This window comes from Parasphingorhabdus cellanae (assembly GCF_017498565.1).
Classification (GTDB): Bacteria; Pseudomonadota; Alphaproteobacteria; order Sphingomonadales; family Sphingomonadaceae; genus Parasphingorhabdus; species Parasphingorhabdus cellanae.
This window is the reverse complement of the sequence record NZ_CP071794.1, coordinates 3024275-3046467: the sequence shown is the minus strand read 5'-3', so window position 1 is coordinate 3046467 and position 22193 is coordinate 3024275. Positions and strand designations below refer to the sequence as shown.

The 22193-nt window shown below is 51.0% G+C and carries 25 protein-coding genes; 9 read left to right on the top strand and 16 right to left on the bottom strand.

Features of this window, described 5'->3' with window-relative positions; all coding sequences use genetic code 11:
* Positions 1-1422 carry a Si-specific NAD(P)(+) transhydrogenase gene (gene sthA / locus J4G78_RS14630; RefSeq protein ID WP_207987257.1) on the bottom strand — a complete coding sequence of 474 codons (1422 nt, stop codon included), beginning with the start codon at positions 1420-1422 and terminating at the stop codon, positions 1-3.
* 328 nt (positions 1423-1750) lie between these two features.
* Between sthA and J4G78_RS14625 the strand changes: the two genes are divergently transcribed.
* Positions 1751-1918 (top strand): hypothetical protein, encoded by a 168-nt coding sequence (locus tag J4G78_RS14625; RefSeq protein WP_207987256.1) that lies wholly within the window; start codon positions 1751-1753, stop codon positions 1916-1918.
* Positions 1919-1979: 61 nt separating this feature from the next.
* Here J4G78_RS14625 and J4G78_RS14620 read toward each other — a convergent pair whose 3' ends face one another.
* From J4G78_RS14620 to J4G78_RS14600, 5 genes are all read right to left on the bottom strand, one after another.
* A complete protein-coding gene (locus J4G78_RS14620; RefSeq protein ID WP_207987255.1) occupies positions 1980-2291 on the bottom strand; it encodes a hypothetical protein in 312 nt (103 codons plus the stop codon).
* 96 nt (positions 2292-2387) lie between these two features.
* Positions 2388-2729 (bottom strand): hypothetical protein, encoded by a 342-nt coding sequence (locus J4G78_RS14615; protein WP_207987254.1) that lies wholly within the window; start codon positions 2727-2729, stop codon positions 2388-2390.
* Positions 2726-3352, bottom strand: coding sequence for a JAB domain-containing protein (locus tag J4G78_RS14610; protein WP_207987253.1), 627 nt, complete (start codon positions 3350-3352; stop codon positions 2726-2728). Before J4G78_RS14610 ends, J4G78_RS14615 begins: the two co-directional genes overlap by 4 nt.
* A 710-nt stretch (positions 3353-4062) precedes the next feature.
* Positions 4063-4404, bottom strand: coding sequence for a hypothetical protein (locus tag J4G78_RS14605; RefSeq protein WP_207987252.1), 342 nt, complete (start codon positions 4402-4404; stop codon positions 4063-4065).
* Positions 4405-4471: 67 nt separating this feature from the next.
* Positions 4472-4984 (bottom strand): helix-turn-helix domain-containing protein, encoded by a 513-nt coding sequence (locus J4G78_RS14600; protein WP_207987250.1) that lies wholly within the window; start codon positions 4982-4984, stop codon positions 4472-4474.
* A gap of 349 nt (positions 4985-5333) precedes the next feature.
* Between J4G78_RS14600 and J4G78_RS14595 the strand changes: the two genes are divergently transcribed.
* Complete coding sequence (locus J4G78_RS14595; RefSeq protein ID WP_207987248.1) at positions 5334-5495, top strand: hypothetical protein; 162 nt, start codon at positions 5334-5336, stop codon at positions 5493-5495.
* A gap of 374 nt (positions 5496-5869) precedes the next feature.
* Here J4G78_RS14595 and dnaJ read toward each other — a convergent pair whose 3' ends face one another.
* Both dnaJ and dnaK read right to left on the bottom strand, forming a co-directional pair.
* Positions 5870-7024, bottom strand: a complete 1155-nt coding sequence (dnaJ, locus tag J4G78_RS14590) for a molecular chaperone DnaJ (RefSeq protein WP_207987246.1) — start codon at positions 7022-7024, stop codon at positions 5870-5872.
* A 127-nt stretch (positions 7025-7151) separates the two neighbouring features.
* The gene (dnaK, locus tag J4G78_RS14585; protein WP_207987244.1) at positions 7152-9098 is read right to left on the bottom strand and encodes a molecular chaperone DnaK; all 1947 of its coding nucleotides are present in this window, start codon (positions 9096-9098) and stop codon (positions 7152-7154) included.
* Between the two features lie 199 nt (positions 9099-9297).
* Between dnaK and J4G78_RS14580 the strand changes: the two genes are divergently transcribed.
* Together J4G78_RS14580 and J4G78_RS14575 are read left to right on the top strand one after the other, a co-directional pair.
* Positions 9298-9786: a copper chaperone PCu(A)C gene (locus J4G78_RS14580; protein ID WP_207987242.1), complete on the top strand. Its 489-nt coding sequence runs from the start codon at positions 9298-9300 to the stop codon at positions 9784-9786.
* Positions 9787-9792: 6 nt separating this feature from the next.
* Positions 9793-10257, top strand: a complete 465-nt coding sequence (locus J4G78_RS14575) for a vgr related protein (RefSeq protein WP_207990758.1) — start codon at positions 9793-9795, stop codon at positions 10255-10257.
* 3 nt (positions 10258-10260) lie between these two features.
* Here the strand turns inward: J4G78_RS14575 and J4G78_RS14570 are convergent, their stop codons facing one another.
* The 3 genes from J4G78_RS14570 to J4G78_RS14560 all read right to left on the bottom strand — a co-directional run bounded on the left by J4G78_RS14570 (position 10261) and on the right by J4G78_RS14560 (position 12398).
* Complete coding sequence (locus tag J4G78_RS14570; RefSeq protein ID WP_207987240.1) at positions 10261-10569, bottom strand: TFIIB-type zinc ribbon-containing protein; 309 nt, start codon at positions 10567-10569, stop codon at positions 10261-10263.
* 122 nt (positions 10570-10691) lie between these two features.
* The gene (locus tag J4G78_RS14565) at positions 10692-10865 is read right to left on the bottom strand and encodes an HP1242/YdcH family protein (RefSeq protein ID WP_207987239.1); all 174 of its coding nucleotides are present in this window, start codon (positions 10863-10865) and stop codon (positions 10692-10694) included.
* Between the two features lie 144 nt (positions 10866-11009).
* The gene (locus tag J4G78_RS14560; RefSeq protein ID WP_207987238.1) at positions 11010-12398 is read right to left on the bottom strand and encodes an MATE family efflux transporter; all 1389 of its coding nucleotides are present in this window, start codon (positions 12396-12398) and stop codon (positions 11010-11012) included.
* A 225-nt stretch (positions 12399-12623) separates the two neighbouring features.
* Between J4G78_RS14560 and J4G78_RS14555 the strand changes: the two genes are divergently transcribed.
* Together J4G78_RS14555 and J4G78_RS14550 are read left to right on the top strand one after the other, a co-directional pair.
* Positions 12624-13805, top strand: a complete 1182-nt coding sequence (locus tag J4G78_RS14555; protein ID WP_207987237.1) for a hypothetical protein — start codon at positions 12624-12626, stop codon at positions 13803-13805.
* Positions 13806-13829: 24 nt separating this feature from the next.
* Positions 13830-14579, top strand: a complete 750-nt coding sequence (locus J4G78_RS14550) for an acylneuraminate cytidylyltransferase family protein (RefSeq protein WP_207987236.1) — start codon at positions 13830-13832, stop codon at positions 14577-14579.
* Positions 14580-14640: 61 nt separating this feature from the next.
* Here J4G78_RS14550 and J4G78_RS14545 read toward each other — a convergent pair whose 3' ends face one another.
* The 3 genes from J4G78_RS14545 to J4G78_RS14535 all read right to left on the bottom strand — a co-directional run bounded on the left by J4G78_RS14545 (position 14641) and on the right by J4G78_RS14535 (position 16665).
* Positions 14641-14937 carry a YMGG-like glycine zipper-containing protein gene (locus tag J4G78_RS14545; protein WP_207987235.1) on the bottom strand — a complete coding sequence of 99 codons (297 nt, stop codon included), beginning with the start codon at positions 14935-14937 and terminating at the stop codon, positions 14641-14643.
* 472 nt (positions 14938-15409) lie between these two features.
* Positions 15410-16360 (bottom strand): cation diffusion facilitator family transporter, encoded by a 951-nt coding sequence (locus J4G78_RS14540; RefSeq protein ID WP_207987234.1) that lies wholly within the window; start codon positions 16358-16360, stop codon positions 15410-15412.
* Positions 16361-16485: 125 nt separating this feature from the next.
* Positions 16486-16665: a PspC domain-containing protein gene (locus J4G78_RS14535; protein ID WP_089132939.1), complete on the bottom strand. Its 180-nt coding sequence runs from the start codon at positions 16663-16665 to the stop codon at positions 16486-16488.
* Between the two features lie 605 nt (positions 16666-17270).
* Between J4G78_RS14535 and recF the strand changes: the two genes are divergently transcribed.
* Positions 17271-18344 carry a DNA replication/repair protein RecF gene (gene recF, locus J4G78_RS14530; RefSeq protein ID WP_207987232.1) on the top strand — a complete coding sequence of 358 codons (1074 nt, stop codon included), beginning with the start codon at positions 17271-17273 and terminating at the stop codon, positions 18342-18344.
* A gap of 238 nt (positions 18345-18582) precedes the next feature.
* Positions 18583-19161: a molybdenum cofactor guanylyltransferase gene (mobA, locus tag J4G78_RS14525; RefSeq protein WP_207987231.1), complete on the top strand. Its 579-nt coding sequence runs from the start codon at positions 18583-18585 to the stop codon at positions 19159-19161.
* Between the two features lie 65 nt (positions 19162-19226).
* On the opposite strand, the gene J4G78_RS14520 is transcribed toward mobA, so the two are convergent.
* On the bottom strand, positions 19227-19493 hold the full coding sequence (locus tag J4G78_RS14520; RefSeq protein WP_207987230.1) for a hypothetical protein: 267 nt from the start codon (positions 19491-19493) through the stop codon (positions 19227-19229).
* Between the two features lie 204 nt (positions 19494-19697).
* On the opposite strand from J4G78_RS14520, the gene J4G78_RS14515 reads away from it, so the two are divergent.
* On the top strand, positions 19698-21125 hold the full coding sequence (locus tag J4G78_RS14515) for an amidohydrolase (protein WP_207987229.1): 1428 nt from the start codon (positions 19698-19700) through the stop codon (positions 21123-21125).
* A 23-nt stretch (positions 21126-21148) separates the two neighbouring features.
* On the opposite strand, the gene J4G78_RS14510 is transcribed toward J4G78_RS14515, so the two are convergent.
* On the bottom strand, positions 21149-22177 hold the full coding sequence (locus J4G78_RS14510; RefSeq protein ID WP_207987228.1) for a DUF6607 family protein: 1029 nt from the start codon (positions 22175-22177) through the stop codon (positions 21149-21151).
* Positions 22178-22193 lie beyond the last annotated feature (16 nt).

Below are 22193 nucleotides of genomic sequence, written 5' to 3'. Positions count from 1 at the left end.
TCATGCTCTCAATTTGGGTTGTGGCATTCGGTTGTAAGCGTCGAGCGCCGCAACTTTGTAAGCCTCTGCTAATGTAGGAAAATTAAATACGGTGTCGGACAAATAATCGATGCCGCCATTGAGATTGAGAACGGCTTGACCAATGTGAATCAATTCTGTTGCCCCCTCGCCAACAATATGTACGCCCAGCAGCTTTCGATCATTGAGATCAAAAATGCATTTCAATAGGCCTTTGCAATTGCCCAAAATATGCCCGCGCGATGTTTCTTGGAAACGCGCCAATCCAATTTCAACCTGTAATCCCTTGGCTCTCGCGTCCTCTTCCGACAAACCGATGCTGGCGATTTCGGGAATCGAATAAATTCCCAGCGGAAAGCTATGCTCTGAACTGTGAATAGGGTGATTAAAAGCGTGGCAGGCTGCTAGTCGCCCTTGCTCCATCGAGGTTGATGCAAGCGACGGGAAGCCGATAATATCCCCGGCAGCATAGACATGAGGTTGGGTTGTTTGCAGTGTTTTTGGATCGACTGTTAACCGCCCTCTATTGTCCGGGAACACGCCGATCTTGTCGAGGCCAAGCCCGTCCACAGCGCCGACGCGACCCGCTGTAAAAAGCAGCATATCTGCCCGTAATTGACGCCCGTCGTCTAGCTGGACTTGCGGATGATCTTCTTTATCCAGCGTAATCTTGTCAACGGAACGCCCCAGACGCAGACTGATGCCTCGTTCTGAAAGTTGATGGCTGAAGTTGGAAACAATATCTCGATCAATAAATTCCAATATATTTTCGCGCGCTTCGACAACGGTAACCGGGATCTCAAGGGTTGAAAATATGGTGGCATATTCCAGACCAATGACACCGCCACCAATAATGATGATGGATTTTGGCATCGGCATATTTGCCGCGATGCAATCACTGTCGAGAATAGTTGTCCCGTTAAACGGTATTTGTTTTGGTCTATATGGTTTGGTGCCGACAGCGATAAGGAATTTTTCAGCTGTGACGCTGTAACTTATCTTCTTACCTTGAACTGTTTGTGAGACAGCCAGTTTGTTCGGACTAGCGAATTTTGCTTTGCCTTTCAGCGTCGTGATATTGTTGCGAGATAGTTGGCTGTCGATCACTTCAACTTCGTCACCCAGCGTTGTGGAAAGGCGTGAGGATATAGAATCCCGCGTCGCATCCGCACCGTCACGCTGCCGTCCGGACTTGAAATACTGATCACGCCACCCGGTAACGGATAGGACGGACTCCCTGATTGTTTTTGATGGGAGGGTCCCTGTATGAACCGAAACACCGCCTATTTTCTTTTGATCATCGACAATAGCAACGGCTTTACCCAGTTTCGATGCCTGGATCGCTGCTCTGCGGCCAGCTGGACCGCCTCCGATTATAACAAAGTCATAGTCAAAATCTGACATATCAACCCCTTTCATCCATGGTTAACGGTGAGGGACAAGAAAATTAACGGTCAGACCAAGATATGTTTTGCATGATAGGTTGCGACGCTAGAACTGACTTATCGAGGGATAAATTTCCCTCAAAATTCATGCTTCAGTTTGGGACATTACGTAAAAAGTTATCTTCTAGATCAAGGCGTGGGCAATTTTTGTTGAAAATGTAACTGGTTGGAACTAGTGCCCTAAATTCGCGTGTCGAATTGTAACTATCTTATCCTAGCTTACGAATTCACAATATTAATTTGGTTTATGCCAGTTTTTTGCTCATCGAAAGGCAATGTCGATAATAATGAAAACGGACAAGGTCGACATGCAAGATTTGATCGAGAATCTGGAAGATATTCTATCTAAACTCGACGGTAGCGGTCATGCGATTGCGGCCATTAAAATCGAAGAGGCCATCAATGCCTTGCAGCGGCTAAATGACGAGCGCAAAAACCCCAGCGGTTCTGTATGATTGAACGAGTAGCAATGGCTATGCCGATGCATGGAAACTCAAGCTCCTCTTATCTCTTCAGCTACTGACTTTCATATATGATTAAGACGCAATTTTTGATCATCCGGCGGGCCTCAAAATCACATTCATGCATACTAATGTCGGGTAAATTAAGGCTGTTGGAGCCCTTCGTGTTTGCAAAATTGTCGGAACGTAATTCAACGCCCTTTTGAATTTGTGCCCGAGCGACAACTGTGGCTTTAGAGGCTTGGTCACCGGCAGTGCCCGATTCGGCCTTTGTGGGAAAAGATAGGCTACCGAGCAATATGATGAAAAAGGCGATCAGCCATTTCGATACAAGTTGAGAGCCGACTAAGCGGGCTCTTTGTGTCATGTTGCACCCTCTGATAGTGAAATATCAGAACGAGTAACGTGTGAATGTCCGAGAAGTTAATATCTGTGCTGGCTGTTCTTTGTGTCAGCGATTATTTTATTCCCGCATGGAATTCAAATAGTCCGTACATTCGGTTTGAGCATCTTGCGTCAACCGTACAAAATCCGGTCCGCGATTTTCGCAAATCTCAATATAACCTTGGTCGAGAAATACAGTAAGCCAGCGAGATGCTATGGAAGTAGAAACTGATAGCCCCTCGTAAAGATCACCTTTCTTCACACAATCATGCTGTTCCGTTTCGATATATAATGCCAGCAACAATTCCCAAGCCGGATCGCCAAAGATGACATTATTGGCGAAAAACAAGCCTCTTTTTCGTTGTCTGTCGAGTAGCTTTCTGGCGCTCTCGACAGTATTGGCCAATAGCTGGTCCGTCATAACAATTTCATCTTTCGAAAACTTGACCATTTGCTGCCACCTATGACGATATGGTCGTGCAATTTTATTTCCAGTTCGCGGCAAAGGGTCTTAATCAGCATCGTAAACTTTACGTCCGACTGACTGGGCTGCACATTACCCCCAGGATGGTTATGAACCAGAATGATTGCGCTGGCATTCAACTCCAGAGCTCTTTTCAATATGCTTCGTGGTTGTACAAGCACCTTGCTAGGTGAACCATTTCCAAAGATCTGATCGCTAATCAAATGGTTTACATTATCCAGAAACAACACGCGCATAGTCTCAGTGGCAAGCGAGCCCATGCTGGCCTGCAAATATCTGATCAACTTTTCGTCTGTTGCCGATATCAGCTTTTTCGGCAGCTCATTTTGCAACTGCGCCATGAAGAGCTTTTCTGTCGCCATCAAAAGATTGATCACGGCGTCCTGCGACCCTAATACACGCCGTAACGCCTCTTCTGATTCCGACAGAATTCGTCCAATCGATCCAAACTCCTTTAACAGCGCTTCCGATAGCGTCGTAGCCTGATCAGGGGCTACTGACGCTATCAGCTGCGCCAGGACGGATCCATCCCGTTGGTTTTCAGCCTGCGCTGATGACAATATGTCCCCACCGCGAGAATTATCAGCAAGGGATAGGAAGAGGCGACTTGCATGATGTAATATGCCTGCGGGTGTATCGACACGTCCATCAGCTTTGCCAAATGTCCTACCAAGGCTATTGTTTGTAGCGAGACTACGCATAATGGCCAAAACCTTCTCGCTCGCATCGCAACTGCAAAAAACGCAAACCAGATCGCGAAATACGAACCGGTGACTGCACGCTTAGGTACTTCGCCAAGCAGGATCGGTGCCGTGTGTCGTCAATCTGCGCTGGTGGTAATAAGTTCCTAGCGCCATCGTTATTAGCAGAAGATAGGAGGAAGCGACTTGCATGATGAGATATGCCTGCGGGTGTATCGACACATCCATCAGCTTTACCACGTGCGCAACCAGCGAGATAGTTTGCAGCGACGTTACGCATAACGGCCAAAATCTTCTGGCACGAAGCGCCACTGTGAGCACACCAACCCAAACGAACAAATCGATGATAAAATGCCCAGGATCCATTTCCGTATATTCGACTGGCGTGAAGGTGTGAACCATGGGGTCCAACAAAACGCCGGCCAAGAGGATGGACGCAATAGACCGCTCCGGCGCTCCTCCCCGGTACAACGCGTAAAATATAGTTGTACAGAGGAGAAGAAAGAATATTGCTGTTCGCATTGCATAAGAGGAACATGCCGAAGCATCATAGTCAACACCTTGCTAACTCAGGCGACTATCGAGAGACGATTGTCATCTTTATCCGCTGCTTGAGCTGCTGGCGGGCAGTCTTCATGCATATCACCCCAAGCATATTCCTTGCCGACTTTTTTAAGTTCGCCATGGACACGCAATATGTCACTGCTGGCATCGACAAGCGCCATTTGCGCCTTAGCAAGCCGTAAAATCGCGGCCTGGCCGGTAGAAGCAGGCACGCCTGTAGAAAGTCGTGCATTCACGAGTGTAGACATCAAGTTAGATACAGAGACAAGCGCCTGATCAATGCTATATTCGCTGTGCGGCATATCTTGGCCGATTTGATCTGTAGCTTTTTTGATTTCGTAAGACATAAGATTCCCTTTCCGCGAAACGCGAATTCCAAAAAATTAAATTTAAGGTAGGCCTGCCTTGGCTTGGTTAGCCCAGTAGACCTGAAAGAGACTGAGAGACGGCTAGACCGATCAAAACAATTGCCAAGATGCCGACGGTCATGCCGACAATGATAGCTAGTCTTTGAACGGTACCCAGATCACCACTCGGTTCCTTCAGGGCTTGCAGCCAAAGATCAGAATCATGCGTCGAGTTGAAGTCGTATGGTACGGCTGCTTCTTCTAACATGAACGATTGTGGTTGTTCGCCCTGACTTGCTTTTGCGCTGGAATCGGGTTGATTGGGAAGATAGGCCGGATCATATATGATCCGATCATAGTCTCCAGCGGCGCGGGCAAAGACAATTGCGGCCTCATCACGTGACGCTACATCCAGTGTCCGCCGCGCGCTATCAAGACGTTGGTCCACGGCTGGCTTGGATATGTCCAATATCCGGGCAATCTCTTTTGATGATTTTCTGAGTACTACCAGATGCAGGCATTCGCGCTGCTTCGCAGTTAATTTTGCGACCCGCGCTGACTCTAATTCAAACTGGTCCAAACTGTATTCCCCAAAATACCTTATTAATATAGCTTCCCTATCGGTTATAAGCAACCGGCCATCGGACTAAACCTGATTTCGACCGATGAGCGATCATATACCCCCAACATGCGATCTTCTTACTCTTTCATCCATATAGTCTTTATTCGGTCGTTTTTCCATTATCACTATTGCACATAAACTTGGCATTTTTTGGCTTATTGATAGATTTAATCTATTCTAGAATAGAATTTTACACATTGTGACAGATTACGTTCATAATAGACTGCTTAATCACAAGCACAGATCAGGTCCGGAACGCAATATGTCCACCTGATCGATCTGGTTACCAGAGATAATGGAGCAATAAATGAAAGACGGTAACGAGAATAGCGCGTTCACCAACAATGCTCTAGAAACGGATAAAATTGTTACCTCGCTGCAGGATTTGCTCTTAGAACTTGATAAACAGGACCTATCCGTACCAGCCATTAAAGTAGCAGAAGCGATCGACTGTCTGGAGCAGCCTTAAAAATCTAATCCGCCTACAAAATAGCGCTCAGTATCGGGTGGAAAATATCATCGAATTGATATTCTCCCTGAATATAGAAAAATCATCAGATAAAAATTAATTCGGCTGTTAATCACTGCGAAGCAGAGCCGTATATATTTTCGGGCAGTGCGAACTGCCTTATACCGGCTAAACCCCGCGCTAATCATCCCCACAATGAAGCGGACAGTTTAGTAGGAATCTGAAAGGGGCGATTTCTGTCTGCTGGTCCTTACTGGATCGCCCCTTTCTTAGATTTCAATCTCATTGCCATAATGATCACTGTCCAGTGATTTTGCGAAACAGCAAAATATTCTGTCGACGAAAAACATCCTCACACAATAGTGTTCGGCTTCCTAATCTGCCAAGCCGTCCCAGGCTTCTTTGATTTTTGAAAAGAAACCGCTGCTATTTGGACTTTCGTCACCCGTCTCGGTCTCTTGAAATTCACGTAGTAATTCTTTTTGCCGGGAGGATAATTTTGTGGGCGTTTCAACCTCTATTTGAACAACCATGTCGCCGTTGCCTCTTCCTCGCAGGACAGGCATGCCGGCGCCGCGTTGGCGGATTTGTTTGCCGGATTGAATACCTGCAGGGATACGGATTTCATGTTTGGTCCCATCAAGACCGGGAATCACAATTTCTCCTCCCAGCGCTGCCACCGAAAAGCTAATCGGCGCGCGGGTAAATAGAGTCGTGCCTTCGCGCTCGAAAAGATCGTGGCGCGCTAGGTGGATGAAAATATAGAGGTCACCGGCAGGGGCGCCCCGTGCACCCGCTTCGCCTTTGCCAGATAGCCGGATGCGCGTGCCACTATCCACACCGGCCGGTATCTCAACTTCCAACGCCTGTGGTCTATCGACCCGGCCTTCACCGAGACAGACATGGCAAGGACTCTCGATCACTTCGCCGCGACCCTGACAGCTGGCACAGGTGCGCTCGACGACGAAAAAGCCTTGTTGCGCACGAACCTTGCCGTGACCATTACACATGTTGCAGGTTTTTACGCCTGTACCAGGCTCTGCACCGGATCCATCACATTCATCGCAGCCCACCGATACATCAATTTCGATTTCGGTTTGCTTGCCATGAAAAGCATCTTCCAGTGAGATTTCCATATCGTAGCGCAAATCTGCACCACGCGCTGGGCCGCGTTGTTGCTGTTGACCGCCAAAGCCGCCGCCAGCTGCGCCGCCGCCAAAGATCGTTTCGAAAATATCGCCAATATCGTTGAACGCCGCACCGCCAAAACCGCCCCCGCCAGCATTATTGCCACCACCGTTGGTGAAAGCCGCATGGCCATATTGATCATAAGCAGCCCGCTTCTGAGGATCTTTCAGCACATCATAGGCTTCGCTGATCGACTTGAATTTGGCTTCCGCAGCAGCGTCACCAGGGTTTTTATCAGGATGGTATTTCATCGCCAGTTTGCGATAGGATGATTTCAGCGTCGCGCCGTCGCAGCCGCGATCAACCTGAAGCTGTTCATAATAGTCTATTTCGGTTGCCATTACTCTGCTTCCCCCGAAGCTTTACATATACTCAAAAGCTGTGCCCCCGCGCAGGCGGGGGCCTCCTCAACCAATGGCGCTTGCCAGAGGAGATTCCCGCCTGCGCGGGAATACACCATATGTCGCATTACTCGGCCGCTTTTTCTTTTTTATCAGAATCAGCGTCGTCGCTATCGTCCACTTCGGAAAACTCGGCATCTACAACATCATCATCTGCCTTGGCTGCTGCGTCGGCTGCCGCTGCATCTGCAGCATCACCGCCAGCAGCTTGCTCGGCTTCGTAGATTTTCTGACCCATTTGCATGGAAACCTGCGCCAGTGCTTCTGACTTGGTCTTCATCGCTTCCGGATCACCACTTTCGATGGCTTCTTTGGTTTCCTTGACGGCTTCTTCGATCTGACCTTTCAAATCGGCATCAATCTTGTCGCCATGTTCGGACAATTGCTTCTCGGTCGTGTGGACAAGGCTTTCGGCATTGTTTTTGGCTTCCGCCTCTTCACGCCGCTTTTTGTCTTCTTCCGCAAATTTTTCAGCATCCTCGACCATCTGATCGATATCAGTATCGCTCAGACCACCAGAAGCCTGGATCTTGATCTGCTGTTCTTTGCCAGTGCCTTTATCCTTGGCGGAAACGTTCACGATACCATTGGCATCAATATCAAACGTCACATCAATTTGCGGCACACCGCGCGGCGCTGGCGGAATACCAACCAGATCGAAATTGCCGAGCATCTTGTTGTCGGCAGCCATTTCACGCTCGCCTTGGAATACGCGAATGGTCACGGCTTGCTGATTATCATCAGCGGTTGAATAGACCTGCGACTTTTTCGTCGGGATCGTCGTATTGCGGTCGATCATACGGGTGAAAACACCGCCAAGGGTTTCGATGCCCAATGACAATGGCGTCACGTCGAGCAAAAGAACATCTTTGACATCGCCTTGCAAAACGCCGGCTTGGATAGCAGCACCCATGGCAACCACTTCATCAGGGTTTACACCAGTATGAGGTTCTTTGCCGAAAAATTCCTGCACGGTTTCACGAACTTTGGGCATACGGGTCATGCCGCCGACCATCACAACATCATCAATCTCTGATGCACTGATACCAGCGTCCTTCAATGCCTTTTTACAAGGATCAAGCGTCCGTTTGATCAAGTCACCGACCAGTTTTTCAAGGTCGGAGCGGGTTATCGATTTTACCAGATGCTTGGGACCGTTTTGGTCAGCCGTAATAAATGGCAGATTGACCTCTGTGGTCTGAGCCGAAGACAATTCAATCTTCGCCTTTTCTGCGGCTTCTTTCAAACGTTGCAGCGCCAGCTTGTCCTGGGTCAGGTCAATGCTTTCGGTTTTTTTAAAATCTTCCGCCAGAAATTCAACGACCTTGGCATCAAAATCTTCACCGCCAAGAAACGTATCACCATTAGTGGACTTTACTTCAAAAACGCCATCACCAATTTCAAGGATCGAGATATCAAACGTACCGCCACCAAGGTCATAGACCGCGATGGTTTTGCCGTCATTTTTCTCAAGACCGTAAGCCAAAGCCGCAGCCGTTGGCTCGTTAATAATACGGAGCACTTCCAGACCGGCAATTTTACCAGCATCCTTCGTTGCTTGACGCTGGGCATCATTAAAATAAGCAGGAACCGTGATAACGGCCTGTGTAACGGTCTCACCAAGATAGCCCTCGGCAGTTTCTTTCATTTTCTGAAGCGTGAAAGCCGAAATCTGCGCGGGAGAATAATCTTCACCGCCAGCCTTTACCCATGCATCGCCATTGGAACCTTTGACAATTTCATAAGGGACGAGCTTCATATCTTTCTTCGTCATCGGATCATCAAAGCGACGACCGATGAGACGTTTCACCGCGAAAATCGTACTTTCCGGATTGGTGACCGCCTGGCGCTTGGCCGGTTGGCCGATCAGCCGCTCGCCGTCTTTGGCAAAGGCCACAACCGACGGTGTCGTCCGCGCGCCTTCTGCATTTTCAATAACTTTCGGCTTGCCGCCGTCCATAACGGCAACACAGCTGTTGGTGGTGCCCAAATCAATACCGATAACTTTAGCCATTTTTCCCTCAATTCAATTTCAAGTATTTTCTATAATTAGCAAAATAACCGCCCGGCCCTTTTCAATTGGCACCGTTACGGCTTCGAATTGGGATATAGGTGGCATTTTCTTTGGCACAAGTCTTGGCACAGGCACCAGGAGGCTGTACATATTGAGAAACGATCTAACAGCCCCCAAATTCAGGAGTTTTCTGCGAGTCATGACGAAACATCTTTCGATTATTTTTGCAAGCCTTGCGGTTATTTTTCTTAGTGCCTGCGGCCAAGGTGATGTGCTTCGTGTTGATGAAGTTGTCGTCAATCTTTCGCCTGTCGATGGTAATCCTTCCTCCGGATATATGACGATCCATGGCGGTCCGGACGATGTATCGCTCGTCAGCGTAATCGCAGATGATGTGATGCGTATGGAAATGCACGAAACGGTCGAAAAAGATGGCATGGCACAGATGCAAACCTTGACCGAAGTTGCGGTCCCTGCTGGCGAAAAAGTTAAGTTTGAGCCTGGCGGCAAACATCTTATGATCTGGGGCGTCGGCAGCGGTTCTATCCAACGCGGCACTTTACGGATGATCTTCATTTTCTCCAACGACGACCGGATTCAGGTCGATGGCGTTATCAGACAAGTTGGCGGCGCTGCGGCTGAAACCGCTGACGAAGATGACACAACAGACGAAGATAGCGCATCATAGGTGATTGTGGATGCTGGAGGGAATTCGGGCCGCCCGCTTACCGAAGCGGAGATAAGGTTGTGCCGATCAGTGTTTGGTGATGCGATCAATTATCCAGAGGTTCGGATATTTAACCGAAAATGGTGGCCGTTCCATCCTCGGCGCGTCACTATGGCACCAGATGGGAATATGTGGTTCCACCCCAAAGGCGGTCTATTCCGAGACGATTATGGCAGTAGCGACTTAAACCTACAGGGATTGTTCATTCACGAAATGGTCCATATCTGGCAACACCAGAAAGGCGTATTTCTACCGCTCTCTCGCCATCCTTTTTGTCGTTATGATTACGAACTGGTTCCGGGCAAACCATTTGAGAAATATGGTATTGAGCAACAGGCTGAGATTGTTCGCCACGACTTCCTGCTTAAGCAAGGGGCGCGATTGAAAAACGGATTTCAAGCTGAACAGTTTGTTGGCCTAGTGCCGTTTTAGGGATTAATCGAACAGATCTTCCAAGAACGATTTGCGGCGCTTCTTTTTGTAGCGGCGATTATCATAGCTATCGCTGTAAATGGTACGGTCCGGTCGATAGGTTTGCTCTGCTCGCGGTATTTCGGCTGGCCGTGACCTTTCGATAATCTTGTCAATTTCGCCGCGATCAAGCCATACACCGCGGCATTGCGGGCAAAAGTCAATTTCCACCCCTTGCCTTTCACTAATCGTCAAGCTGACTTGGCAAATCGGGCATGGCATGGCTGGTGTCGCTTGAGGGGTGCGAGAGCCATCTGGGGAATGGGAAGTCATAGGATGTCCTGGTTAGCATTGAAGGGGACGATGATTGGCAAAGCATGCTGGGCGGTAGGCTTGAGTTTCCGGCGGGGACCGGGGAGTGAAACACGGTGCATACCGCCCAACAATCTGGCCTGTCAGGTTGTAACAGGTGCCAGTTCGCGCTTTGCAGCGGCGATCTTGTCCTTGATCTGCAGGCGGATGCGCTTCAACTGCTGCATTTCCTGCTGCCGGCCAGCGGCACGGCAATTGTCGATCAGGCGGTTCAACCGACGGTGGCGTCTCACAAGTTCGTTAACATAGTTTTTCATAACGGCCTCCTTTGGTTATATTGCGTGAACAATATTTGCCAAAGATCTCCCGATTGATCCAATCGAAACGATTGCCCATCTTTCATAGCTTTTTGCTATCAGAAATATTCGAACGAGCCACGGCGCTCCGACACCTTAACCGGGTTAAGGCAACAGCCCGATCCGCTGCCGCATCATCCAACGGGCCAGCATCAATATTGCGACAATACCCAAACCGCTGGCGAGGCCAGTCCAAACGCCAATACCTTCCCAGCCCTGCCAAAAAGCAAGGCCAGCGCCGACGCCAATACCAATAAACCAATAGCCCATTAAGGCGAACACCATGGGAACCGTGGTATCATGCAATCCGCGTAGCATCCCTGCCCCGACCACCTGTGCGCCATCGACGATCTGGAAAATTGCCGCAATCGCCAGAAAACTAACCGCGAGTGTAGCAACTTTTTCATTGCCCGGCGCGCTGGCATCGATGAAAATGGCAATCAGAAAATCGGGCGCGAGAACGAATACCAACGCCATCGCCGCCATGAAGGACGTGCCGAGTACGAAGCTGACCCACCCAGCCCGCGTAATGCCCGCATGATCTTTCCGACCATATTGGATTCCAACCCGTACGGTGGCCGCTTGCCCCAAGCCCATCGGCACCATGAACGTCAGCGATGCCAATTGCAGCGCAATCGCATGAGCCGCGACAGATTCAGCATTGATGAGTCCCATCAACAATGCGGCAATACCAAAGACCGAACCTTCGAGCCCCATGGTCACCGCGATCGGCAAACCCAATTTCCACAGCGCCCGATAACGTTGCCAGTCGGCACGCCAGAAGCGGCCGAATAGATGGTAGCGGCGAAAGCGTTTGTGGAGGATGACCACCAAAGCCATGCCGCCAAACATCAACATATTGGTCATCACGCTGCCAATACCAGCGCCGATGACGCCAAAAGCGGGAACACCGAATTTCCCGAAAATCAGGGCATAGTTGAACAGCGCGTTGGCCAGAACCGCGATCACACTGATAATGAGCGCCCAGACCGGTTGCTCCAAGGCGGAAATAAAGTTACGCAAAATGATAAAGCATAGAAACGGCAATATCGACCACATATAGGCCGAGATATAAAGCCCGGCATTGCGCGCCAGATCCGGTTGCTGTCCAAAGAAAACCAAAATGCTTTCCGTGTTCCACAGCAATATCCAAAACGGGACAATGACCGTCACAGCCGCCCAAATGGCCTGCCGAAAGGTTCGGCGTACATCGCGCACGCTATGTCCCATGCGGCCAATCTCGCTGGCCATCATTGGCGCGGACGCGGTCACCAGACCCATACAGAAAATCGCGCAGCTCATGGCGAGGTTGAAACCCAACGTCGCCGCAGCCAGTTCCCGCGCACCGAGCCAGCCGATCATCAGCACATCGGTGGCGCCAATAAGTGCCATCGTCAGGTTCGAAAGGATAAGCGGCCAGGCGAGTTTCAGCGTCACCGAAGCTTCGCGGCGCCACGGGTTTGGTGATGGGAAAGAGTGCGCTGCGCTAGCCATAAAAGCCCGTTAGCCGAGCTTGCCCTGCGGCGCTAGCGAAACTCTATCCAAAATATGGCTGCAAAACTGCGCGCTATCCATCGATATGGCCCAGCCTATATGCGCCAGTTTTCATTCGATACCACAGTCAAACACGTACAACCGAGGCCAACGCTGGCTTAGCAGTTCGTTAACCATAACTGTTTATACTTCGCGCGAGCGACAGCATAATTCAGGGATAAGAGCATGGCGGATCAGCGTAGGCGAATATTATTCTATTTGCCCGTGATCACGCCATGGTGGTTCGCCAATATCGCGGTCCATCTTATCCGAACAATCGCCCGAACCGAAGAGGTGCACGTGCTGGTACCGCCCTTGTGGTGTAATACCGGGCTTGGTGAAGAGCAACTCGACCTGATTGCGGATCTCGATCATGTCCGCTGGTATGTGCTGGACGGCCCCGATCACCCGCGATTGCGCACAGATGCCAGCGCCGAAGATGATCTGTTGGAGCTGGTTCGCGATATTGATCCCGATTTTGTCCTGTGCCGCAGCGCGGATATCATCACGCCCGCTCGGTTCCCTGGCACTATTCGCTATATGATGGAGGGTGCGGCGCCGCCTTTTCAAACGGGCAACAACTGGATCACTCTGGCACCATCGCTGTTCGATCACGGCCTGATCCCAACGTTATCTCCCGAAGATACTGCTATTCTAGATCAGCTCGCCGGATCATTATGGGCGCAAATGCTGTCACATACGCAATTGCCCAGCCGCAACGCATTTCTGGCCGCGACCAACTTGCCGGACGACAAGACAGTTATTGCCCTGCCACTCGAATATGAGCATGAAGAAAATTTCTTCGGCCAGCATCATCGCTATGACAGCAACGCTGCGATGATTGAGGCTTTGGCAGCCGCGCTGAATGACGATACTATTCTCGCTGTCACCAATCATCCGTTAAACGAGCTCTATGGCGACAACAGAGCCGTCAAGGCCGTCATATCAGAGCAAAAAGACCGGGTGGTGATGCTTAAAACGACGCAGGAAACAGGCCCGATAACCCTGGCGCTCAGCCAATATTGTGACGGCATGATCGTTGGCAATTCCAAGAGTTGGTCGGCATGCGCTGCCTTTGGCACGCCGCTGCTGCGCCTGTCGGATTTTGCCAGCGGTACATGGCTTCAGGCCTACGACAATTTATCCGAATTTCTCACAGATATTGCAGCTGGAAATTGCAAGCTGCCTGACCCTGTATCAGTGCGCCGCTGGTTCGCCTTTCATCTCAGCAATTGCGTTTTCGACCCGGCCGATCCGGCCCTAAATGCCGACGATATTATATCACGCATGACCCAGCCGGTTGATCCCGAACGCTGGCATCCCGCCGCTGCGCGATTTCGCGCGCAACCCTTGGCACATGTGGCGTGATAGCTCCCACCAGAAAGGCTTTTTATGTATGATCTCGCTGTAATAGTTCCGGTCCGCCGCGGCAGTTCCCGCATTGCAGAAAAATGCCTGCTCCCGTTTGGGGACCAGGAGACATTGATCGAATGGAAACTTGCGCAGCTAACTAAAGTCATCGACCCGCAGCGCATTTATCTGTCCAGCGAGGACGAGGCGTTTCTGGACTTAGCGGACCGTTTCGGCGTGTCCCGCCATCGCCGCGCGCGGCATTTGGCAATCGACCATATCGCGCCGTTTCGCGATGTCATTACCGGTATCGTCCGGGACATCCCGCATGCTCATATTGCCTGGTCCACGGTTGTTTGCCCGCTCATGGCCCCGCAGGAATATTGCGATGCGTTTCGCGCCTATCATGACAGTGTGATTTGCGGTGACGATGATTCCTTGCTGGGTGTCAACCTGATGAAGGAATATTTCTGGTCGCGCGATGGCGCGCTAAACTATGAGGCGACCCGCAATCACACGATCTCTCAAGACCTGCCGGATTGGTACAAAGTCACCAACAGCATTTATATGGCACCCCGCCAACAGATTTTGGCGCGCGAATATTTCGTCGGTGACAATCCGGTCCTTCAGCCGCTGTCCAAACTGGCTGGCGTTGATATCGACTATATTGAGGATTATCGGATCGCCCAGGCGCTTTATGCGGTCTATGCCGAGGACGGATTGGATGTGATTGACCCGGCAACCCGGCTGGACTGGACGCGCGATGATCCCGATATCGCCATGGCAGTATGACTGTTCTGCGGCAGCAAGATGACCGTCAGACAGTTCTGTAGCCGGAGGTCAAATCAGGCCTTCAGTCAGGGTAGCCGGGTTCACCGCGACAATCATCATCCAGCTCGCCGTCATCATTATAGCCATCACAGCGATCATCTTTGTCAATGAAATAGCCCGCTGCGGCTCCGGCCGCTGCACCAATGGCTGCACCTTTCAGGGCATCATCTGTATCACCGGTTACCGCACCGATAATCGCGCCAGTAGCTGCACCGGCGGCAGCGCCTTCGCCGGCATAGTTTCCGGCACAGGCCGACAGAGATAATGCCGACACAGCGGTTACGGAAAGAATAGAAAGTTTTTTTGCAAATAGTCGCATGACCAAACTCCTGAGATTGCCTGCCCCCAACCATCGGAATAAACCCGATGATCGCAGTCTGGTTGCTGAACGGGAGAGGTTTATCGGACGAACGGCACCCAAGTTGCGACAATCGCCGTAAGCCAGTGCAGGCAGGCGGTTACGCTTTCCTACATACCTCTTGCCATGATAGTAGGCTGACGTTCTTTCTCATCCTGAGTATTCATCATCAATTCGCTTCGAAGCATCGGGCCAGCCGGTGTGATTTGTGTGAACTTTGACATCGGATCGATGCGCAAAACCTGAATCTAGCTTCGGTGTGATTTGTGTGAACTTTGGAATATATCAATCAGCAGCAAGCGCATTTCACGTCCTGTGAACTGTGTGAACTTTGGGAAGATCATGTGATAGAAAGTGCCCCAATAGAACCTTGTACACATTGTAAACTTAACCTTTATTCATCCCCAACACATTACCACAAAAGTCGGTCCATCTAGGAACCGCAATCCGTCTGGCACATATCCGATTCTTCATCCTCCAGCTCAATCTGAATGGTAATATGATGAATAGCGAAACGCTTTTTCATGGCGGCTTCAACATCGGCAAGGAATCTTTTGCCGGGATGACCGCCGGGAATGACCAGATGCGCCGTCAACGCATTTTCGCTAGTGCTCATTGGCCAGATATGGAGATCATGAACCGTCTGTACCCCAGGCAGCTCGGAAAGCGCGTCGAGCACTTCTTCCGCATCAATGCCCCGCGGCACACCGGCCAATGACATCCGGACGGCCTCTGTCAACAAACCCCAGGTGCTCCAGAAGATGAGTGCCACAATGAACAGGCTGATCAGCGGATCGATCCAGTTCTGGCCGGTATAGAATATCGCAATACCGCCAATGACAACGCCGGCCGACACAGCAGCATCGGCCATCATATGCAAAAATGCGCCGCGGATGTTTATATCTTCCTTCTGGCCGCGCATGAACAGCATCGCGGTTCCGAAATTTATGACAATACCGATCGACGCGACAATAATGACCGTTTGCGACGCAACTGCCTGAGGCGCATTAAACCGCTCTATCGCTTCCCAGGCAATCGCCCCGCAGGCAACCAGCAGAAACAAGCCATTAAGCAATGCCGCCAAGATAGACGACCCGCCAAGACCATAGGTAAATTGCTTGCTGGGAGGTTTCTTGGCGAGTTCCGCACCGGCCCAGGCGACGGCCAATCCCAAGACATCAGACAGATTGTGCCCGGCATCAGCAAGCAGCGCCATCGAGCCGGAAAGGAGGCCATAGGTGACCTCGACGATGATGTAGATAGTGTTGAGGGCTATGCCGACAGCAAAGGCACGGCTGAAATTTGTTGGCATATGGCCGTGCGGGCCGTGGCGATCATGATGGCTGTGAGAGATATGCCCGTGATGATGATGGTGGCCGGACATCTACGCTCCGATAAATTACTCAATAGCTGCTTGCCATTAAATACACAGATTTATCAGAGCGGTCTATGATTATTATTCAATGTTTTCTGTATGTTATATCATTCACGTGAGATATGATTTCGCGATTAGTCTACAATCAGGCCGATGGCGAGGTAAATGATAATCGCAGAACCGAAGCCGAAGATTGTTGCGAGTACGAAAATGATCCGTAGAAGATTGGCATCCATACCGCTCCAATTTGCAAGACCGGAACATACGCCCATTAGCTTGCCATTGGCTTTGTCGAGTTTCAGTTTGTTTTTCACTGGGCTGTTTTTCCTTTTATTTGATGAAATGGGTTCGGGCCAACTGGTGGGTTTGTTTTTATCTGCCATCAGATCACCATTGAACCGGCGTTATTGATCGCTGGAGCGACACTGGCGCTGACGAAAATTGCGGCGGAGAAAAGAGCGGCGAAGCCAGCAAGGAATTTATTTTTTAGTTCGTAGGTCATGATATTTCCTTTCGAGGAATGGGAGAAAAATTAGATTACCAAAGAGCCGGCATTGTTGATTGCTGGTCCAACGCTGGCACCAATTAGAACACTGGCTGAGACGATGGCAGCGAAAGCGGCGGCGATATTATTTGATACATTGGTGAACATTTTGATTTCCTTTTCATTTAAAACTGGGCTTCGCAGTTATGTTAGCGAAGATAACTCATACTCTGCATAGGCCGTGCCAGTTTTATGATATCTTTGTTTTTCAATAGTTTAAGCAACTATTCCCGCGCATGTGAAATTGTGTAAAACCGTAAAATGGTAAATTACACCAACTTTTAGTATTTAACGAACGGAGAATGAACGGCAGTGCCTTGAATTGCGAATTTCCTTCTCATCATATCACTGCAAGGCTAGAGATGGCTGCCTGTCATGACGATCTCTCGGCTCACACTCCAAAATTTTCGGAACTATCCGCAACTGCGTCTGGAAACTGCACCGGGCTTCATCGTGCTCAGCGGCGACAATGGCGCGGGAAAGACCAATATATTGGAAGCCGTGTCGCTTTTATCGCCCGGTCGCGGGTTAAGACGCGCGCTGATCAAGGATATGGCCTATGAACAAAGCAGCGGCGATTTCGCGGTAGCGGCCGAGCTCGGCGACGTTCAATTGGGGACCGGGACCAGCGCGGAATATCCCGAACGGCGCAAGACACGGGTCAACGGCGCGGCTGTGCCGACTAATGATCTGGCGCAATGGCTGTCGATATTATGGCTGACCCCGGCGATGGACCGCTTGTTTATGGAAGGTGCATCGGGGCGTCGCAATTTCCTTGATCGGTTAGTAACGGCTCTTGAACCGGAACATGCCAGAAACTGCACGCGTTATGATGCCGCAAGGCGGGAACGCAACCGACTGCTGGCCGATGAATATATGCCGGACAGCGAATGGCTTGATGCTCTCGACGGGCAATTGGCTGGTTTCGGGAGCGCTGTCGCCGAGGCCCGCTTTCGCATTACCGAAGCGCTTAACAGCGCGCTGACGGTCACCGATGATGGTTTGTTTGCGGCGGCCAGGCTTCATCTTGATGATAAACAGTTGCGCAGTGAGATGGCTTTGCTGGAGGCACTCAAAGCGAGCCGTCAGGCGGATCGGGGCGCTGGTCGGACTTTGACGGGACCGCATCGGGCTGACCTGACCGTATTTCACGGAGCCAAAGCTCAGGCAGCGGAAAAATGCTCCACAGGCGAGCAAAAGGCGCTGCTATTTTCAATCATATTGGCCCATGCTGATCTGATTGCTGAACAGCGTGGAACCAGGCCCATGCTCTTGCTGGATGAAGTGGCCGCTCATCTGGACCCCGGGCGCCGCGCGGCCCTGTTCAACCAGCTAGAGGATAAAGGTGGGCAAGTCTGGCTTACCGGGACTGAACCTGGATTGTTTGATGATATCCCCGAAAACGCGCTTCATTTTCAGGTCGCTGGCGGAAACGTAACCAGGCGTTAACCATCAATCTTAGCCGTTGGTTCGTTCTTTTTCGCCAATCGTGTCGGTATGGGAATCGATCAACAGAACTACGCAACGCGATTTTTGACCCGATTGGGCAGTTCGATCGTACCGATCCTGCTGGCGTTGCAGGCCGTGCTGTTTCCAGTGTTTTCCTGAACGATCGGGGAATTACTGGACAGGGCGGGCGGCTAAAGGCAAATTGAGTTCAGCGCTGTCTGCGCCGGAGTCAACGTAAATGAATGATAATCCTGCAACCTGCCTCGTCATATTGGCCGGCGGCCAATCCCGCCGGATGGGCAAAGACAAAGCTGTGATCTCGCTTGACGGCAAGCGGATGATTGATCGGGCCATTGCGCGATATCAGTCGTCAGTCGGTCAAATATGGCTATCCGCAGCCAGCGACTTTGATACCGGTTTTGACATTATCACTGATGACCCAGACGCGCCGGGCGGGCCAGTTGGCGCGATTTACACTATAGCGGCTCATCTGCCGATACTTTGTCCGGAGGCCATCGGCTTTGTAACGATACCAGTGGACGCGCCGTTCGCGCCCGATAATTTGATCGCACGACTTAGTGCCGTATCTGGCTGTTCCGTTGCACAGGGACCGGAACGCTTGCATCCGGTGTTCGGCTATTGGCGTTGTGATATTGTCAACAGCGTAAGGGGAACCCATGAAGTCGGTGAGCAATCGCCTTCATTGCATTGGCTGGCACGGCAATGCGATGCTCAGTTGATTAGCTGGCCGGATGAAGAAGCATTCATGAATATCAACACCCCGGATGATCTCGCCAAGGCTGAAGCCCAACTATAAAAGCCGGCGCATGAGGGGGTGCACCGGCTCCTATCGTCGCCAAAGGCGAGAAATTTCCGTCTCGCTTATTTGAGGCGGCGCAATTCTTTCTTGGTCAATGTCGTCATCAACTTGCCGTCTGTGTTGGACAAAGTCTCTGCCTGCACGCGGCGCACTTTGCCTTTGTAGATAACCAACACGTCGCCGTTATCCGTAACACGGTTCACCTTGGCAACACTTGAGCCGCTGGCATCATAGAGGCGGTCATTACGCTGCACATCCGCTGCAAATGCAGCAGGAGCGGTCAGGGACAAGGCAGTGGCAGCAAGGATTATCGAAGCAAATTTGGTCATGTTAGTCTCCAGTTGGGTTCGGGGAGGTTGTTTAGCCACTATGCTTACATGAAGGTAAGTTGCAATGTGAAATGTTGCACCCGCGAGTTGCATTTTTGCAATTGACTTGCACTTTTCGCAAACTTTTGGTTCCCGTAATATTGTTGCGCGATACCCCTTTGTTATGCCATCCCATGCTAAATCATCATTGCCACGGGGAAATTTATGAAACGCTTCGGTATCCTGCTCGCTTTTGCAACGCTACCCGCTACTGCCTATGCGCAAGATGCGCAGGAGGCCGAAATCTTGGGACAAATTGAAGCACGCTATGATGAAACTGCCAGCGTCGCACGGCAAATCTGGGAATGGGCAGAGGTTGGCTATCAAGAGGAAAAGGCCAGTGAACTCTTACAACAAAATCTGCGCGCGCAAGGGTTCAAGATAACCGCTGGCGTCGCCGAAATTCCGACAGCCTTCGTTGCCGAATATGGCAAGGATGGACCAATTATCGCAATATTGGCCGAATATGACGCTTTACCCGGTATCAATCAGGATTCTGTCGCTACCCGCTCGCCTATAACGGGCAAGAACGCATCCCACGCGTGCGGTCACAATCTGTTCGCCGCGGGATCAGTGGAAGCGGCCATTGCTGTCAAAAAATGGCTGCGGGAAACCGGAACTCCAGGCCGCGTCCGGCTCTATGGCACGCCTGCTGAAGAGGGCGGCAGCGGCAAAGTCTATATGGTCCGCGCGGGCCTGTTTGATGATGTAGATTTCGCCTTGCATTGGCATGCCGATGATGAAAATTCGGCCGCTGCGCGGACAACGCTGGCCAATCGCTCAGCCAAGTTCCGCTTCCGCGGCGTGTCAGCCCATGCTGCTGGCGCGCCAGATAAAGCGCGGTCGGCGCTGGACGGCGTGGAGTCTTTCAACCTGATGGTCAACATGATGCGCGAACATGTCCCGCAGGACTCGCGTATTCATTATGTCATTACGGAAGGCGGCACGGCTCCTAACGTCGTGCCCGATTTCGCCGAAGTCTTTTATTATGTCCGCCATCCCGATCCCGATGGCGTCGATGCGATATGGAAGCGGGTCGAGGATGCAGCGCGCGGCGCGGCACTTGGCACGGGAACCAAAGTCGACTGGGAAGTCATTCACGGCAACAATCCACTGCTGGTCAATGAACCGCTCGCCAAGATGATGGATACCAAGCTGCGTCAGGTCGGCGGAATTACATACACGCCGGAAGAGCAAAAATTCGCCGAACGCATATATGCCAGCTTCGACGGTCCAAAACTGGCACTTGGTAGCGAGTCAGAAATCCAGCCCTATGATGTCTCCCTTGGCTATGGCTCAACTGACGTCGGAGATGTTTCTTACGCCACACCAACGGTCGGCCTGCGCACCGCAACATGGGTTCCGGGTACGTCGGCCCATAGCTGGCAGTCCTCAGCCGCCAGCGGCATGTCCATTGGCTTCAAAGGCACTCAGGCAGCTGCCAAAATGCTAACCCTTGCCGCCATCGAGCTTTACACCAACCCCGAACTGCGCGCCGAAGCCAAAGCGGAATTCGATAAGGCCCGCGGCCCGGATTATAAGTATAAATCCCTCCTTGGCGACCGCGATCCACCGCTTGATTATCGCAAATAGTCAGGAATCCTATTTTGTAAGGTTCAGTACGGACTGTTCGTTATCGCGTTCTGAGCCGACTCAACAGCATTCGGCTTCGTTGCGTTTGCTATTAGCTCCCGCGCTGTTTTTTTAGCTGCACCAGCATCCATTTCACCATTTGCTATCTTGGTGCCCATTTCCAATATGTCTGCACTAATCACAGTTCCCGTTTGCGCTTCCTCTTCAACCACGACGCCGTTGTTTGACGCAAAGGCTGTTTCCCACGACTTACGGACTTCGGCCCAATAGCCTTGGGTCTTTGTCCAATAATCTTCAGCTGCCTGCACATTATAGCCATCAAATTTCGTATAAGTGTTGAGAACATATTCCTGCACAATGGGCACCAACTTGCCGTCGACCATTCCCATTTTCGTATTGTCTTGAAAATGGATCCAGCCATTCGGCATCGGGCTGTGACGATTGATGGCATAATAGCGGTCGTAAACCGGATCCCTCACTGCGTCGCGCCTGGCAAGTGGCCGCCATGTCCAGTTGGAGCGCCAGCGCCGGACACCGCCTTGGGTTTCCCATTCACCCAGACCGGCATAGCGGGGACTATCATCCACTTGATAGACGGTTTGCGACCAGCGGCCATTGCGGCGTTTCTCGGATATCGGTTGATATTCCCAACTATTCCTGTCGGAATAAGCAAGGATTTTTTCGGGCTCATACTCCCAGTCTTGACGCCAATGTTTGACGATAAAATCACTGTCGCCAGTGTCGACGACCAATAGATGCTGGAGCACTATTTTTGTTCCGGTGTCTTCGACTATTTTCACGACTTCATGGCCGCCTGAAATTTTACGATCACGCGGCGTGTAATCGGAAACCCACGGGGTTGATTCCTGCATATCAAAGCGAACTTTAAAATTCCCTGCCATCGCCAATATGTCAGCCCGGTCGGCTTCAAAGGCGGTCTTTTCGACATCAGCAGGGCGATCTGGAATCGGAGGATGGGCCAGTGCTGGCGATGTGATAAGGGCTAGTGAAAATAAGGCGGTACCTAGCTTTGTGGTATATTTTATAGACATAAAGTTTCTCCCAAAA